We start from the raw sequence: 16,616 nt of genomic DNA on the forward strand, positions 1-16,616 counted from the left end.
CGAGCGCGCGGAATGCGCTTTCATCGGTGTTGAGCAGCAAGAAACTGCCTGCGATGCCGCCGATGGCCGAGATGATCGAAAACGGTAGAAGACGGCGGAACGCTACTGCAATTTCGCGGCGGTACGCTGTAGTTGATGCAATCTGTCCGGGAAGCACAGACACGGCGCTCGTGGCGTTTGCAGTCACAGCTGGCAGTCCGACCGCAACGAGGGCGGAAAAGGTAAAGATTGTCCCCCCGCCAGCAAGGGCATTGACAGCTCCCGCCACAAGTCCGGAACCAGACAGCAGGAAGATATCAGCGAAATTCATGCCGCCTCCTAATCTAAGTGAACCGCTCTTTCCAGATAGCCTGCTCCGCCCTTGTGGTGATACTTTGAAGCATGCGAATGCCCCGAACCTTAAGCGACGATCGCTATCTCACATTCAGGCTCTTAAATCACGATCCTGGACAAAACAGGGTCCTAAAATCGCAATCCCGAACAGATTGAGAGGAAGCTATGTCGTTAAATCGGGATTTTAGATAACTGACCAAGACAGGCTGCCCTAAAGGCGTTGCATGTCGTTAGAGCCTGTAATGCCAAAAGGTATTGGTCTGCACGAACATTCACGGCTCAAATCGTGTTTTGGCGATAAATTTTAGGAAAGATCGTTCCGCGTCAGCCATTCTTCCAGCATCCTGCGTATCATTTCAGGGCGCGTTGGAAAGTCGGTCTGAATCTTGCGGGCCGCGTCTATTCTCTTGACGAGATCGTCTGTCATTCGAACAGCGATCGGGGTGGTTTCTACCGATTTAGGGCGCCCACGACCCGCCATCACATTTTCCCCTTGATTACTTGTTTACAAGAATACATATTGCTCGCACACGGAAGCAAGAGATGGTGCTCTCGCCTCCGTGCTGACCTTAACGATCCTAAGGAGATCATCATGGCTGATTACCTACCTACCACGCCCCTGAGCGTGTTCAAAACCCCCATCCCCAAATTTGATGCTGGGGTCGGCGCTGCAATCCCGGCAAACCTTGTTGCCTCGATGACGGCGTTCGACACCTGCCTCGCGCTGGTCATCCGGTCGATCGCGGCGAATGCCGACGTTGCGGGCTGGGCCGGCGATCCGGCGTTGTCGTCCCTCTCAGTGGAGGCTGCCGATGCGGAGGCCTGTGCGGATATGGCGCTGGACGCCTTCTACTGGCAGCCGGAGTCCGATCCCGACCTGAGCAATGCCGCCAGGCTGTTGCTGCTCTTGTTCGCAGACGACGGCCGCGACCTCGAGATGTTGGCGGCGCGGTCCGAGACTCTGCTCTACAACGCGATCGTCTGCAGCACTTGGCCCCTGCCCGGCAACAGCTACAAATCCGGGCGGATGGTGGTGGCCGCCGATCTGCTGGACCACCTGATCGCGCTGGCGCGGGATGATATGGGCACCAGCGAGATGCATGTCGATGGCTTGCGCTCTATCGGAATCCGTCCTGTCCGGGTCGACATCGACCGGATCGATACCTTCAGCACTGGCATGCAGGGGTCTGACCCACAGCCCTGTCTGGCACCGGCCCCTGTGCGGGATGTCATGCCGGACTTCGGGCCGGCCTGACCGCACATTTCCACCGCCTGCACACGCGTCACGCACGGCATCCGGTCACCCCCGGATGCCGACGGCACACCTGTGCCGGATCACATCATCCTCGTCCGGTCCTTCACCATGACCCCCTCTTCAAGGAGCGTTCCCATGAACGATCACATCCCCACGTCCGCCGCAGCGGTTGCCGTCCCCGCCCACGCCTTGTCTTCGGAAGCGGAGCCCAGCACCGGCAGCCGTCGGCGCAGCCATCTGGCCGGACCGGTGTCCCCGGGCTGGGTCTTTGCCGCCGATCGGCACGGCTTCGACGTCATCGGCCGCATGCGCGACAAGGACCGCCTCGTGCTCTGCTGCCGGGCCTGCGACAGCCCCTTCGCGGTGCGGGTCAGTGTCGTGCGCGACGCCCGCCCCCTGTGCCATGCCTGCATCCGGTCACGGCGCGCGGCAGCCGCCGCTCAGCTCGGGGCCTACCTCGTCGGGCCGACGCCTGACGACATGCGCGTCGGGTTCCTGGCCCTGTCCTGCGGCCACGTCGTGCGGCGCCAGTACCAGAGCATCGAGCGTGCCGCAGAGGTCGGCTTCTCCATCGACTGCCCGACGTGCAGGGAAGCGCGTTACGCGGAAGAGGCACGCGCGTTCGGCTGGACGCTGGACGGACCTGCCATGACCGGCGCCGACGGCTACCGCAGCTACCGGCACGGCTGCGGCCATCTGCAGGACATCAGCATCGGCAACATGCTCTGGGGGGACTGCAGCTGTGCGGGCTGTGCCGCGACGTGGTCCGCCAAGCCGTCGTTCATCTACATGTTCGCGGTGGACCTGCCCGGTCTGCCGGTCGTGAAGCTGGGCCATTCGGCGCGACCCGGCAAACGGCTGCGGCACCAGCTCGACATCCGCTTCGATGTGCAGACCAGAATCCTGCGCGTCCTGCCGCTGGTGTCAGGCCATCTGGCGCAACGCGAAGAGAAAGCCTGCCACCGCCTCATGCACCGGGATCATCCGGAGATGGTGGTGCCCAAGGCCGTGTTCGGGCCCGCGATCAACACGCAGGGCGAGATCTACCACGCCGCAGCCGCATCTGTGATCCACGCCCTGATGGACGCCGTCGCCCTGCGCCATCCGTACCGCAGGACCTCCACCACGCAAGCAGGGCCATCTGCAGCCCTGCCTGGCCAGAAGCCCGGCAAGACCGGACGAAAGCCGAAGCGTCCGACCTGATGTGTCCCGCGCCGTGCGGGGCGATGCGCACGCCCTGCACGGCAGAACCTTGAGACGTCTGAGACCCTCACGGCGCGGCAGGCCCTCTGCATGGCCCCGGACGCCTGGCTTTGCGGCCTCTTTCTACCCGCGCGCCCAACGCGCGGGCCATCCCCCCACTTTGTCCCGATCGGATGTCACCATGACCCATCAGCCCCGTTCCACCACACCGCCCGTCACCCGGATGCCGGACGCATGCCGCAGCAAGGCCTGTGATCGGATGCGCACTGCACTCGCTGCAAAGACCGCCACGATCCCGCCTGCGACGGGGACCACATCCACGGCGCTCCTCGCTGGCCTGCGCCATGGCCCGGCGCATCCCGTCGACACCGGCCCCCACTCCATTGGCATGTCGGATGGTCCCCCCGCATGGGTCGCGGTGGCTGAGCGTGCCCTGAACCTGCGCGAGCCCGACCGGAAGGCGCTGCGCGATGCCCGCCTCGTGTCGCAGTTCCGTGCCTTTGCGCTGTCCACGCAGGCCGAGTTCAGCGCGGGCCTGATCGCCGATCATCCGGATATGGACGGGACCGGTGCCGGTGGCGCCACCGGGGCAGAGGCGGACGGCATGACGATTGCCTTCGATGGGACATCGCCAGCCATTCCGCTGGCCACCACGCTGACCGCGCCGCAGATCACCGCGATGATCACGACACAGGACGACCCCTGGGCCATCGACCGGGACACCGGGACGTGCAGGCCGCCCTACGATCTCGATCTGACCGAGCTGCTGCCGCTGGCCCGTCTCTGCGCCGCCTGTGGCGATCAGGCCGGGATCGACGCTTTGTTGTCGGACGGCTGCGCCACCGTCATCATCTGCGCCGACGACGCCGAGATGACCGCGCTGTCGGACATGCTCTACACCGGTCTGCGGGCCACGCCCTATGCGGTTGGCTCGCCACACGCCACGCCGCAGCGGCGTGTCCACGTCGTGAGTGTCCCCGCAGAGTCCGGATCGGTGCAGACCGGCATGCTGGACCGGGCGCGGGACAAGCTGAAGGTTGCGGGCCCCCTCGTCATCCTGGCGACCAGGACGACCGCCCTGCCCCCGGTCCTGAACCACCTGCCGGTCCTTCGGCTGGCCGCGTTGGAGACGGAAGTGATCCTGTTCGCCCTGCGCGAACTACAGTCTGCGACGGGGGTGATCAGCACGGGCGCCGTGCGCGCGGCGCTGCCCCCCGCCGACGCTTTGGCGACATTGCCCCGTGACGTCCTCACACTGGCCTTCCGCGCCCGCGGTCCACTCCGCACCGCCGCGTGTCTCGCGGACCTGCGCGCGCAGCAGACCGCTACCGGTACAGACGACGGGGCCAAGGCAGGCCCTGATACCGGTGCCGGCGGCAACACCGCCGCCGGCCCCCTGCTCGACGACCTGCCCGGGCTGGGCGCCGCACGTGACCCGTTGCGCCAGATCGTGGGCGATCTGCGGGCCTATGCCGGTGGCACGCTGCCTTGGGCAGATGTGACCGGCGGCCTGATCCTCGCGGGACCGCCGGGGACAGGCAAGACCACCCTCGCGGCCGCCATCGCCTGCTCCGCCGGTGTGCCGCTTGTTGCCACGACCTGCAGCGACTGGCATCTGAAGGGTCGGTTCTCCGAGATGCTGGCCGCGATGGCGGCGGCATTCGAGGAAGCCCGCGCCCGCGCACCTGCGGTCCTCTTCATCGACGAGATCGACACCCTCGGCTCGCGCGCCGGGCGGAGCGATCACAATGCCTCCTACGACCGGCATGTCATCAATGCCATCCTCGCGCAGATCGACGGGACGCGGGGCCGTGACGGCGTGCTGATCATCGGGGCCACGAACTATCCCGACATGCTGGACCCGGCGCTCGTGCGGCCGGGGCGACTGGGCAAGACGATCCGCATCCTGCCCCCGCAGGAGCGCGAGCTGGCTGCGGTGTTCCGCTATCACCTCGGGCCCGATCTGCCGCAGATCGATCTCGGCCCTGTCGCCCGCGCGGCGGCAGGCGCCTCGATGGCCGAGGTCATGGGCATGGTGCAGGCGGCCCGCGCCACCGCGCGCAAGGCGGATCGCGTTATGACCGCCGCCGATCTGACGACCGCCGTCCGCGAACGGCATCCCCCGGTGTCCGACGCCCTGCGCCTGCGGATCGCGATCCACGAGGCCGGTCACGTCGTGGCGGCCCACGTCACGGGCAGCGCACAGCCTCGTTCGGTGACGCTGACGGGGACGGAAGGTCGCACCGCCCTGCGCGCCCTGCCGCATGCAAGCGACGCGCGGGCCGTTACGGCCAGCCTGATCCGCAGCCTCGCCGGGCGCGCGGCAGAGGAAGAGATCCTCGGCACCACCTCCGGCGGCGCCGGTGGCGGGCCTGGCTCCGATCTCGCCCAGGCCACGCACGAGGCGATCACCGAGGTCCTGTCCCTCGGGCGCGACGACCGGCTGATCTGGTATTCGGCCACTGACGACCCCGCCGTTCTCTTCGCCCGCCACAAGGGTCTGCGCGACACTGTCGGCCGCCGCCTGCAGGCGGCATACGCCCGCGCCCGCAGCCTCGTCGGCGCCAACCGCACCGCCGTCGAGGCCATCGCGGCACATCTGGTCGTGGACGGTCACCTTGACCGCGAGACCCTGCGCGATCTGCTGGTGTTCTGTGAAAGGCACGAGCCCGACACATCTGGATAAATCGGACGTCCGGTGTGAAGTCAGCCCCGGCCGCTCGTTTGAATCCGGTTGGCCACCCACGCAGCAGCTGATACGCCTGACGCGGGTTTGCGTCTGAGCGACAGGCACGATGTGGATCCCGCTGCGGCCTGCGCTGCACTATGCCGTTATCTGTATTTGTGTGCGGCAACATCAAAGGCTCGATGCTCTCTAGGTTCTGAAGGGCGCAAACCGGGTTCTGTGATCGCCGGCAACAATATTCCAGTATGATGACCGGATAGCTACCGTACTGATGGGCTCACCAACAAAACTAATCGGCATATCAGATGGAGGACATCTCAATGAAAATCGTGATCAACGCGCTACTGGATATCGTAAACCTTTGTGTGAGAGATGATCGAATGTCAGATCATATTACCTAGCAAGGCAGATAATATCCCGTGACAGACGCGTTGAGAAATATCAGCTCGCAGGTCAAGGCAAGGCGGCACATGGCCTGCAGGGCACCATTTATCCACAGCGGATTTTTCCCCAACATGCATCATGCGAGTTAGATACACGTCCTCGACCTGTCGGCCTACCAGGCGAATCTCTCAACAAACCTGGAGGAGGTGCCCGTGGTCTCGATCCCGTCCGATGGACATCCGGGGGGTGATCGACGACCTGTGTCGGTGACAACAGTCCAACCGATCCGTCACCTCATCATCAGTGTCCCGGAGTACCGTTCGAACGGCGGCATTCTACTACCTCTCATGTAGCTGCAAAGATCTGACAGGCTTCATTGCGCGCAAACCGGTGATTTGAAATCAGCGGTCGTCCCGGCATGCCAGCGATTGCGATCGGGCTGCCCCAGAGAGAGCCAAACCACAAAGCGGATACCTTCTACCTGTGTCGACCCGTGGCACGATGCTGCCGGTGACTCGATCATAGATCAAGTGCGGCGTCACGAATGATGGCTGACACACTGAGGCAGGTTGTTTGCAGTAAATACGGATCTGCGTGATCACGTCAAAAGGCAGCCGTCGCAGAGAGAATAGAATATCCATTGCGCGTTAATTGCCCCGGATACGGCTCAGAAACATCAAGGATGTGGATAACCCCGATGCATTTCTTGCAAAAATAGCAGCTTGCCTACACGTCTCTTTCGGCAGATGTGGAGTTTGAAGATGCCTGACAAAAAAACCGACAGCGACGATCAAACCGAAAAACGGCGGACCATCACGATCAACCGTGCAGCCTCGGTAATAAATGAGCTGGAGCTTCTTGCGCGGAGAAACAACTGCAGCAGCATACCGGATTTCCTCTTGCTGTGCGTCGCGGCGTTCGAGTCCGCAGTCGATCAGGAGACGTCGGCCGCGATCGGGCAGATGAACCGACAGATGAACGTGCTGACCCGGAAAGTCTTAGCGGACGAGATATCGCCCGAAAAGCTGACGTCGGCCCTTCACAGGTTTTCGACCGAACTGCGAAGACTGCCTGTCCGGTTGCGGGTGCAGCGCTGATGTATGCACACTTCGCTCCGAAAGACGGTCTGGAAAAGGCAATCGCAGAATACCCGTTTGAGGATCTGCCATTGATCCTGGATGGTACAATCGCCCTCGGATCCGCAGACGAGGTCTACAAGACGCTGAAAATGCTGATGCGCCCGGGTGACAAATGCTACCTCGTAACGATCCACCTGCCTGTTGGCCGCGACATGACCGACGTGGCTGCCGTCAGGCTGATGCGGGCCGCGGTCAGGGACAGGGGCGTCGATCCGGATACCATCCCCTACATTATCGCAAGACACGCGAATACGGGCAAAGCGCATTTTCATATGGTAATTCTCGGACGGACCTTTGCCGGACGACGGGTCATTGTCGACCTGACTGTTGCCACAACCCAAGCCTCTCATCGCCGTCAGGCGCTGGCTTACGGTTTGCCGTTGCCCGCATATTTTGATCTTGCAGCAGTCCCGACGTTTCGGCCACCGATCATCCTGCGGCGTGTGGACCATAAGCCAACCACAAAAGAGCGTCGTTCGTCACCCGGCGCTACACAGGAAACCACTGTTGAAAAGGCAAGGCGGCACCGCCTCAACACCGATCTGATCCGAGTGTTCACCGAGGATCAGCCAACCGATCTGCAGGCGCTGAACATCGCGCTTGACCGGATCGGGGCAGGCTACGGGATTACCATGATCCCGGGAAAACGCGCCAAGGCGACCTTCGCCACCACAGACCAAGACCCGATCTTTCTCAACACGCTTGGCCCGGCCTGGTATGTCAGCGCCCTTCAGGCCCGCATGGCTTTTGCTACACAGCTTCTCAATGTGCGCCCCGTTCTAGCGCTGCGCTTTCTGCTGCGCGCCCATCGTCTGAACCCAACACAGGATTTCCATCATGACCGACACAACGCCAACCATGCTGACAGAATTGACGCCCGAGGAACTGACACAAGCCCAACTGGACCGCATGGAGGCGGCGATCACCCGCCTCCAACCGTTGCTCAACCTTCTGGAGAGGCCAGTCACCGGGGAGGAGGAGAACCTGATCAAACTCCTGTTCCAAGGCCTGGATACGGTGATCGCGGGTCAGGACGCGTTGCGGGTGCAGGTGTCGGATCTCGATCAGCTGATCCGGGACGTGATGGGGGAAGACGACTGACGGCGCCAAACGGCTGGATCGCGAGGCTGTGTCGCACTGCACGGCAGTTCGGTGGGCGCCTGGTCAAAGTCGGGCGCAACAAAGCGCGCAATCGACTCGCCATGATCCGTTTCGCCGACGGCGGCCACAGTGTGCACCGCAAGTCGGGGCACCGGGTGTCAGTTCCAAGCCCAAATGTCATGGCATTCGCAGTAACATGGAAGACGGCCGCCACCATACCACCATCCGTTATCCCGGATGCAGCCTGGCTGGCAGAACCGCAGGTGGTCGCGGAACCTGAACTAACAGGCGCGTCATCAGATAACGAAGATCACGACACTCCAGGAATGTGACGGTCAACACACTGCGGGATGGGCTGCCATTGAACCCAGGTTGCAGGTCAGTGAGTCAAAAGGACTTCTCCCGCGCGGCGTGTCCCATCTCGCCACCTTTTCCGTCGTTGCCTGTTTATCTTCGACATTATCGTCCCCTTCAGCGCGGTAATCTGCCAACATCGCACACCAGATAGGACTTGGAACGCAGTCGCGCACAGCACGGCCGAAGGATTCACGGTTTGCATACCCTGCTATGGGAGTTGGCAAGCATCGCAGGTGATTGGGACGCTGATTTACGAAGGGGGTGGATCAAACATCATCCACTTTCGACCCAGCGAACAGGTTTCAATCGCATGCCGCCATGCGAGCCGTGGCTAAAGAAGTGCGGTCGCCGTAGCGGGTAAAAGGGCGACAATCAGCAGCACGACCAACATGACACCGATGAATGGCAGTGTGGCGGCGAAGATCTGTTCGACCGTGACATCAGGATCGTTCAGCGTGTTGTGAACTGTGAAGACCGAGATGCCGAAGGGAGGTGTCAGCAAGCCGATCTCGACTGCCAGCACGGTGATGATGCCAAAGTGGCTAAGGTCGATGCCGAGGCCCTGTGCGATCGGGGCCGCGATCGGGACCATGATCAGCAGGATCGACGTACTATCGAGGATCATACCCATCGCCAGGATGATGACGGAATAAAAGAACAGGAAGCCCAGCGGGGAAAATCCGCCTGATCGCACCAAATCGGCGATTGCATTGGGCAGCCCCGCAATCGACAGCATGCGGGAATAATAGCTGGCAGCAATCAGCAGAACGAGGATGGCGACCGAGATCGCGCCGGTCTGCTTCATCACTTGCCACATCTTGCCACCGCCAAGGCTGCGCCGCCAAAGCGCGATGACCAGCGCACCGAAGGCGCCGATGCCGCCCGCCTCGGTCGGCGTGAAGAAGCCGGAATAAAGACCGCCCAGCACAAGTATCACCAGCAGGATGATCGGGATCAGTTTTGCGAACATGGTGCCGGCTGACATTTCCGGCCCGGTGCGGTCCAGCCGTTTGGCGCGGGCCGCCGCGGGATCTGTATAGACGAAGGCAGGAAAGGCGACTGACACCCCCATCAGCATCACGACGAAGCCGATCGCCAACAGGAGGCCGGGGATCAGGCCCGCGATGAACATGCCGCCGATGCTGACCTCGGCCAGAACGCCGTAGATGATCAGCAGCAGGCTGGGCGGGATCAGCATCCCCAGCACGGAACTGCCTGCGACGGTCCCTGCGGCAAAGGCGGGGCGATAGCCGTGGCGCGTCATCTCGGGCACAGCGACGCGGGTGAAGACGGCGGCAGAGGCGATGGAGACGCCAGTGACGGCGGCGAAGATCGTGTTCGCGGCAACGGTCGCGACGCCCAGACCGCAGAGCACGCGGCGCAGCAGCTCCTCGGCCACCTCGAACGTATCGCGGCCAACATTGGAAACACTGACCAGCAGGCCCATCAGAACGAACAGCGGGATCGTGGCGAAGAGGTAGTCCGCGATGCCGCTGTAGGCCGTCAACTCCAGCATTTTGAAGGCCAGCCCGCTGTTGTCGCGGATGATCCAGATACCGAGGAAGCCCACCGCGAACAGCGCGTAGGCAATCTGCAGCCCCAGCAGGACGAGTCCGACCAGCATGGCGATCAGCAGGAAACCGATGATCAGGGTCGTCATGCGGCACCGCCTGGCGCGCGCCACGTCATCGCGGCACGGTAGAGGCAGGCCAGCAGCGCCACGGCGCAGCCCAGCACCGTGATTGCGCGGAACGGCAGGGTTGGAATGGTGAACACACCTTGCACGCCGAAGAATTCGGAGGTCTCAAAGGCCTTGATCGTGTTCGGCCATGACGCCCAGAGGATCAGCGCAAAGACCAGCGCGCCCACCAGCAGGAACAGGCTATCAAGGAGCCGTGCGGCACCGGGGCTGGCGCTTCCGATCCGGCGGATCAGGAAATCGGCGCGGGTCAGACGTCCCTGCATCACGGCAGCCGCAATCTGCAGAAAGACAATCGCGACGACGGACCGGCCCGCGATTTCCGCGACCCCTGTGATCGGCGCGTTGAAGAAGTTCCGCCCGATCACGTCCAGCACGATCATCACCATCATCAGGCCGATCCAGATCGTGCCAATGGCGGAAAAAAGGTTGGCAACGCTGCCCAAGGCAAAACCGATGGGTGCCGTGGCGAAGGCCGGAAGGGTGCCCGTGTCCGCCCTGATCTCGATATCCTCGGCCATCGCCCTCACCGTGTCATGAAATGGGCCCGCCCCGTCATGGGGCAGGCCGTCGTTCACTGCTGCCTCATCGGTTCACATCCCAGTCGCGGCCCGGCGTCACACCGTTGTCGCGCAGCGCCTGGAAGTAGGCGGCCAGCACGGCCTTGCCGTCCTCGCCGGTCTGCTCCAGCCAAGGGGCCACGATGTCGGGCAGATTGGCGATCCACTTGGCCTTTTCTTCTGGTGCCAGTTCATGCACCTGAAGGCCGGCTGCCTGCATCTCGGCCATCGCTTTGGTCGCGAGTTCGGTGACGTAGTCACCGTGAGCGGTAGAGGTCGCCTTGGCCGCGGCCATGAAAGCGTCCTGCACCTCTGCGGGCAGACCGTCGTAGAAGTCCTTGTTGGCCGCGATCGCGCCGAAATACATCGACCCCAGCCCGACGCGGGTCAGGTCGGGTGCGACCTCGTAGACGCGGGTCGGCAGGATGCCCGACGCGAAGGACAGGGTGCCCTCGGTCACGCCGGTCTGGATGTTGGTGTAATAGGTGGTCAGCGCCCCGTCGACGGGTGTGGCCCCCGTCCCCTGCAGCCAGTTTGCCGAGGTGCCGGGCGCGTTCAGCTTGCGGTTCTGCAGGTCTTCCATCGTGTTGATCGGAAAATTCGCGTAGATGTCATAGCTGTCGGTGATCAGCGACGACAGCGGCACCATGTTCTGCGCCGTCCAGCTGTCGTGCAGGGCCGGCAGGTTGGCGGAGAGATCGTCGAAGATCTTGATCAGCAGCTTGTGGTCCTCGGTCGCGAAGGGCGTGAAGTAGGTCACGTTCTGCAAAGGCATCGCCGCCCCTTCCCAGACCGTACCGACCATGCCCACATCGACGATACCGTCGCTGACCGCCGCCCGCGTGTCGGTAAATTTGTAGAGTGTGCCGCCGTAGGATTCATTCCATTCGACCTTGTAGTCACCCTTTTCGGCAAGGATGCGGTCCACCTCGGGCTGGAACGTGTTCTTCATTGCGTAGACCCAGATGTTTGCCTCGGGGTGGCTGGACCCGATGTTGACTGTGACGGTGTCCTGCGCAAATGACGTGCCAGCCAAGAGCGTCAGGGCCGTGCTGGCGAAGAGTGTCCTGATAGTCATTCGTATTCCTCCCTTATGGGCACGGGGGCCGGTTCAGTCTGTCAATTTTCCAAGTCCGCGCAGCACCCGCTCGGGCGTAAACGGCATCGCCGTCACCTCCCCCCCCAGCGGACGCAGCGCGTCATTGATCGCGTTCATCACGGCAGCGGCAGCGCCCGCCGTCCCCGCCTCGCCCGCGCCCTTGGCACCAAGGTCGCTTTCCAGCGTCGGCGTCTCGATGTGGGCGATGATCATATCGGGCATCTCGCCCGCCATCGGTACAAGGTAGTCAGCCATCGATCCGTTCAACAGCTGGCCCTCGGCGTCGTAATGCAGTTCTTCGAACAGGGCGGCGCCCAGCCCCTGCACAATGCCGCCCCGAATCTGTTCGTCGACCAGCTGTGGATTGATGACGCGACCGCAATCCTCTACGCACCAGTGGTTCAGCAGCTTGACGGCGCCGGTGTCGGTGTCGACCTCCACATAGGAGGCCTGCACGCCGTTGGTGAAGGCAAAGGGGTAATCGGCCGGCGTGTAGTGCCGGGTCTGCACCAACTCGCGAGGCAGGCCCTTTGGCAGGGTATCGCCCCGGAAATAGACGATGCGACCCAATTCGCCGAGCGGCATGCGGTCGGCCCCATCGGCCTTGTCCACCACCGCGCCATCGCGAATGTCGAGCGTATCGGGCGCACATTGCAGCATCGCACCTGCGACCTCCAGGATAGCGCCCCGCAGGGCGCGTGCGGCCTGCAACGCGGCTTCTCCACCGATGCCCGCCCCGCGAGAGGCCCAAGTGCCGCCGCCGTAGGGCGTGGACTGGGTGTCACCGGTGATGATGCGGACCTCGCTGGGCAGGACGCCGACGCCTTCGGCTACGATCTGCGACAGCATAGCCTCAGTCCCCTGCCCCTGCTCGGTGACGGAGGATGCGGCGACGATGCTGCCGTCCGGGTCCATCCGCACGGTGCAGCCGTCCTGCGCCGAAATCCGCGCACCGCCGATGCCATACATGAAGGGCGACGGGTTCGTCAGTTCGATGAAGCTGGCGATGCCGATACCGCGCACGACTCCGCGCGATTTAGCGTCGGCCTGATCGGCGCGCAGTGCGTCGTAGTCCATCAGGGCGATCAGCTTGTCGAGGCTCGCATGATGCGACAGCCCCTCGAACCGCAACTTTGCGGGAGAAACGACCGGGTATGCATCGTCGGCAAAGAGGTTGCGACGGCGAATCTCGACCGGATCAAGGCCCAGCTTGGCAGCCGCCATGTCCACCAGACCTTCTGTCACCGTAACGGCAATGGGGTGGCCCACGGCGCGATACTGACTGGTCGGCGTCTTGTTCTGAAACACGACGGTCGTCTTGGCGCGGTAGTCCTTGAAGTCGTAGGGCCCGCCACACAGGTTCACGACCTGATTGCCCTCGATGGCAGAGGTGCGGGGATAGACAGAATAGGCCCCGATCGCTGTCCAGTCGTCGATGTCGAAGGCGAGGATCTTACCGTCCTTGTCTACCGCAATCCGCCCCCAGATTTCGTGATCCCGGGCGTGGATGTCGGTGGTAAAACTTTCCAGACGGTCGGCGATGAACTTGACCGGCCGCGCCATGATCTTAGCGATGGCCGCCGTCGCGATCTCGTCTGGATAGATATGGACCTTGATGCCATAGGACCCGCCGACGTCACCGCAGACCACCCGGACGCGGGATTCCGGCAGGTCGAGGTGCTGCGCCAGCACGACCTGGATCATGTGCGGGGCCTGCGTGGCGTGCCAAGCGATCATCTGCCCTTCGCCGGGATTCCAGTCGACAAGGATGGACCGAGGTTCCAGCGTGACGCCCGTGTGCCGCCCGGTCTGGAAATGCGCCTCGACCACCGTGTGCGCGGCAGCAAAGACAGCGTCCACGTCACCTTCGTCGTGCCGTCGCTGAAAGGCGAGGTTGTCGCCCATCTCCGGGTGCAGGACCGGCGTGGCCTGGTCCAGCGCGGTCATCATATCGGTGACCTCTGCCAAGGTCTCGTAGTCCACGTCGACCAACGCCGCGCCATCCTCTGCCGCCGCGCGGGATGTCGCGACGACCGCCGCGACGGGTTCACCTACCCAGCACGCGCGGTCGGTGGCAATGGCGTGTTCGGGCGGCGACTTCAGCCCCTTGAGGTGCGCAAGTGTGCCGACCCACGGCGTGCAGACCGCCGCGATGTCGGCCCCGGTGAAGACCCGCAGCACGCCCTTGACGGCAAGTGCCCCGGTCGCGTCGATCCCGGTGATCTTCGCATGGGCATGGGGGCAACGCACGAAGACGACATGCACCATGCGCGGCAACACCATGTCATCAACGTATTGCCCTCGTCCCTGCACCAGACGCTTCGCGTTCGGGCGCGGCACCGTCTTGCCGATGTAGCTGTTGGGCCGGTTCGGATTGCCGAAAGGGGAATTCATGCCGCACCCCCGTCCGTGCGGGCCCGCGCCACGCTTTCAATTGCGTCGACAATGGCCTCGTATCCGGTGCAGCGGCAATAGTTGCCAGACAGGTGTTCGCGGATCGTGGCCCGGTCGGGCGCGCCGCCCGCGTCCAGCAGATCGGCGGCGGCGACCAGCATGCCCGGCGTGCAGAAGCCGCATTGAAGTGCGTTGCGGGCAACGAAGGCGGCCTGCAGGTCGCTGACGCTGCCATTGTCGCTCAGGCCCTCGATCGTCCAGACGTCTGCCCCGTCGGCCTGTGCGGCCAGCATCAGGCAGCCGCGCACCGCCTGACCATCGACCCGCACGGTGCAGGCCCCGCAGACGCCGTGTTCGCAGCTGGCATGCGCCCCCGTAAGCCCCAGATCGAGGCGCAGGAAATCGACGAGGTGGCGGCCGGCCGGCACGCGGGCCTCGACCTCTTCTCCATTTACGGTCAGGGCGATGTCGATGCGGTCGGTGAAAGTGGCGGTCATGCGGACTCTCCGTTCAGGTCGGCAATTGCACGTTCCAGCAGAACCCCGGCCAGATGGCGGCGGTAGGCGGCACTGGCCTGCGTGTCGGACGGCGGATCAAGGGCGTCGCGCAGGGCTGCGACCGCGCCCGCCACATCGCCCGCATCGAGCTTGTCCATCGCCGCCGTCGCCAGTTCCGGGTGCGTCCCGACCGAGATACAGACGATCCGGTGGCCTGCCTTTCGACGCACGACGCAGAGACCGGCCAAGGCATAATCACCGATCCTACGGGCCAATTCATGGATCACCTGTCCCTCGCCCTCCTCGGCTACCGGCAGGCTGAGTGCGGTCAGGATCTCGCCCTCGCGCAGCATCGTTTCGAACACGCCAGTGAAGAAGTCGGCGGCGGGAATGTCGCGCGCACCGTCCGGTCCGTCCACGTGGACCATCGCATCCAGTGCCAGCACACAAGCGGGAAATTCGGCGGCCGGATCCGCGTGGGCCAAGGCGCCGCCGATGGTGCCACGATTGCGGATCGCAGCGTGGGCGATCAGGTCCGTTGCCTTGCGCAACAAGGGTGCATGTTGCGCGATCAGAGTATCGGTCGCCACTTCTGCATGTCGGGTCAGGGCACCGATCCGCAGACGGTCGCCTTCCCGCGTGACGCCTTTCAGCGCGGCAATATGATTGATGTCGACCAGCAGGTCGCCGCTGCTGAGACGCATGTTCATCGCCGCGACAAGGCTTTGCCCGCCCGCCAGCACGCGCGCCATTCCGTCGCCCTGCGCCAGAAGATCCAGCGCATGACGCAAATCCACAGCGCGGGCATAGCCACCAACCGATGCTTTCACCGTATCCCCCCTCTCGTTCGCGTCGCGCCCTCCAGCACGATTGTTGATCAACCGATCAACCTTATTGATCATACGATCATTAGTTGGCACAATATTGCAAGTGGTTTTTCTGGGCCAATCGTATCAAGGAGCAACCATGGATAACGAGACCGCCCCAGATCGCCGCCGCCTGCCCCCCGATGAGCGCCGACGCCAGATCGTGGATGGAGCCGTGGCGTTCTTTGCCGACGTCGGGCTCGACGGCAACACGCGGGATCTGGCCAAACGGCTGGGCGTCACGCAGTCCCTGCTGTTCAACTACTTCGCGTCCAAATCCGACCTGCTCGAAGCGGTCTATGAACACGTCTACCTCAACCGTTTGTCCGACGACTGGCCGAGCCTTCTGACGGACCGCGACCGGTCAATCCGCGACCGCGTGCTGCAGTTCTACGACGTCTACAGCAAACTGATCTTTCAGTATGAATGGATGCGAATCTTCATGTTCTCGGGCTTAGCAGGCGCGGAATTGAATCGGCGCTATCTGGATCATTTGCGGCAGGTCATCTTCATCCCCCTGCTGGCCGAAATGCAGGCGGCGTCCCCCCATCCAGACGCGGTTCAGATGGAGGATCTGTGGAACCTGCACGGCGGCATCGTCTATATCGGCATCCGCCAGCACATCTATCAGGTCCCCTGCCCGGAGAACCCGACCGAAGCGATCACACGCGCCGTCGATCGTTTTCTGACTGCATTTGAGCTGACGTAAGCCGACGTGACTACAGGACCCTTTATCGTAGTTTAAACGATTTTGCCTTAGACAGCGCGTCATTTGCTGCATCGCATTTTCAACAAAATAGGTTGAGGTCGCCTTGAAATGACGCCAGGCCATATCCGCCGTTGCCTTTTCATCTTAGCGGTTGCCATTCAAATAGAATCGATCCGATTTTCAATTTTGTAAAGACTATTTCTAAAGCGGTAACCTCATGCAAAGTAATTCGACTTGATGACGGCTGGCCGGGCACGAATTTTCAGAAAACTGGTTAATCTATGAACGGATGCAGGATCAGATCCGAATAAGCCGAGCGATACGGCGCGGGCAG

The 16,616-nt window shown here is 62.9% G+C and carries 14 protein-coding genes; 6 read left to right on the plus strand and 8 right to left on the minus strand.

What is annotated here, in order from left to right; genetic code table 11:
* Positions 1 to 310: sulfite exporter TauE/SafE family protein (locus BUA54_RS14865; protein ID WP_143155443.1), on the minus strand; the 310-nt coding region annotated here is incomplete at its 3' end.
* 327 nt (positions 311 to 637) lie between these two features.
* A complete protein-coding gene (locus tag BUA54_RS20595) occupies positions 638 to 814 on the minus strand; it encodes a ribbon-helix-helix protein, CopG family (protein WP_084114438.1) in 177 nt (58 codons plus the stop codon).
* 111 nt (positions 815 to 925) lie between these two features.
* On the opposite strand from BUA54_RS20595, the gene BUA54_RS14875 reads away from it, so the two are divergent.
* The 5 genes from BUA54_RS14875 to BUA54_RS20875 all read left to right on the plus strand — a co-directional run bounded on the left by BUA54_RS14875 (position 926) and on the right by BUA54_RS20875 (position 8,433).
* Positions 926 to 1,588, plus strand: a complete 663-nt coding sequence (locus BUA54_RS14875; RefSeq protein WP_072858055.1) for a hypothetical protein — start codon at positions 926 to 928, stop codon at positions 1,586 to 1,588.
* 135 nt (positions 1,589 to 1,723) lie between these two features.
* Positions 1,724 to 2,791 (plus strand): hypothetical protein, encoded by a 1,068-nt coding sequence (locus BUA54_RS14880; protein WP_072858056.1) that lies wholly within the window; start codon positions 1,724 to 1,726, stop codon positions 2,789 to 2,791.
* Positions 2,792 to 2,972: 181 nt separating this feature from the next.
* Positions 2,973 to 5,477: an AAA family ATPase gene (locus BUA54_RS14885; protein ID WP_084114440.1), complete on the plus strand. Its 2,505-nt coding sequence runs from the start codon at positions 2,973 to 2,975 to the stop codon at positions 5,475 to 5,477.
* A 1,145-nt stretch (positions 5,478 to 6,622) separates the two neighbouring features.
* The gene (locus BUA54_RS14890; RefSeq protein ID WP_143155444.1) at positions 6,623 to 6,958 is read left to right on the plus strand and encodes a hypothetical protein; all 336 of its coding nucleotides are present in this window, start codon (positions 6,623 to 6,625) and stop codon (positions 6,956 to 6,958) included.
* Positions 6,958 to 8,433 carry a hypothetical protein gene (locus tag BUA54_RS20875; protein ID WP_143155445.1) on the plus strand — a complete coding sequence of 492 codons (1,476 nt, stop codon included), beginning with the start codon at positions 6,958 to 6,960 and terminating at the stop codon, positions 8,431 to 8,433. Before BUA54_RS14890 ends, BUA54_RS20875 begins: the two co-directional genes overlap by 1 nt.
* A gap of 356 nt (positions 8,434 to 8,789) precedes the next feature.
* Here BUA54_RS20875 and BUA54_RS14900 read toward each other — a convergent pair whose 3' ends face one another.
* The 6 genes from BUA54_RS14900 to BUA54_RS14925 are packed head-to-tail and all read right to left on the minus strand — an operon-like array spanning position 8,790 to position 15,537.
* Positions 8,790 to 10,118, minus strand: a complete 1,329-nt coding sequence (locus BUA54_RS14900; RefSeq protein WP_072858060.1) for a TRAP transporter large permease — start codon at positions 10,116 to 10,118, stop codon at positions 8,790 to 8,792.
* On the minus strand, positions 10,115 to 10,735 hold the full coding sequence (locus BUA54_RS14905; protein ID WP_245810700.1) for a TRAP transporter small permease subunit: 621 nt from the start codon (positions 10,733 to 10,735) through the stop codon (positions 10,115 to 10,117). The genes BUA54_RS14900 and BUA54_RS14905 overlap by 4 nt, the downstream gene beginning before the upstream one ends.
* A 7-nt stretch (positions 10,736 to 10,742) precedes the next feature.
* The gene (locus BUA54_RS14910) at positions 10,743 to 11,795 is read right to left on the minus strand and encodes a C4-dicarboxylate TRAP transporter substrate-binding protein (RefSeq protein ID WP_072858062.1); all 1,053 of its coding nucleotides are present in this window, start codon (positions 11,793 to 11,795) and stop codon (positions 10,743 to 10,745) included.
* A gap of 33 nt (positions 11,796 to 11,828) precedes the next feature.
* A complete protein-coding gene (locus BUA54_RS14915) occupies positions 11,829 to 14,210 on the minus strand; it encodes a xanthine dehydrogenase family protein molybdopterin-binding subunit (RefSeq protein WP_072858063.1) in 2,382 nt (793 codons plus the stop codon).
* A complete protein-coding gene (locus BUA54_RS14920) occupies positions 14,207 to 14,707 on the minus strand; it encodes a (2Fe-2S)-binding protein (protein WP_072858064.1) in 501 nt (166 codons plus the stop codon). Before BUA54_RS14920 ends, BUA54_RS14915 begins: the two co-directional genes overlap by 4 nt.
* On the minus strand, positions 14,704 to 15,537 hold the full coding sequence (locus tag BUA54_RS14925; RefSeq protein WP_072858184.1) for an FAD binding domain-containing protein: 834 nt from the start codon (positions 15,535 to 15,537) through the stop codon (positions 14,704 to 14,706). The genes BUA54_RS14920 and BUA54_RS14925 overlap by 4 nt, the downstream gene beginning before the upstream one ends.
* A gap of 136 nt (positions 15,538 to 15,673) precedes the next feature.
* Between BUA54_RS14925 and BUA54_RS14930 the strand changes: the two genes are divergently transcribed.
* A complete protein-coding gene (locus BUA54_RS14930) occupies positions 15,674 to 16,282 on the plus strand; it encodes a TetR/AcrR family transcriptional regulator (protein ID WP_072858065.1) in 609 nt (202 codons plus the stop codon).
* Positions 16,283 to 16,616 lie beyond the last annotated feature (334 nt).

The organism is Loktanella atrilutea (assembly GCF_900128995.1).
Lineage (GTDB): Bacteria > Pseudomonadota > Alphaproteobacteria > Rhodobacterales > Rhodobacteraceae > Loktanella > Loktanella atrilutea.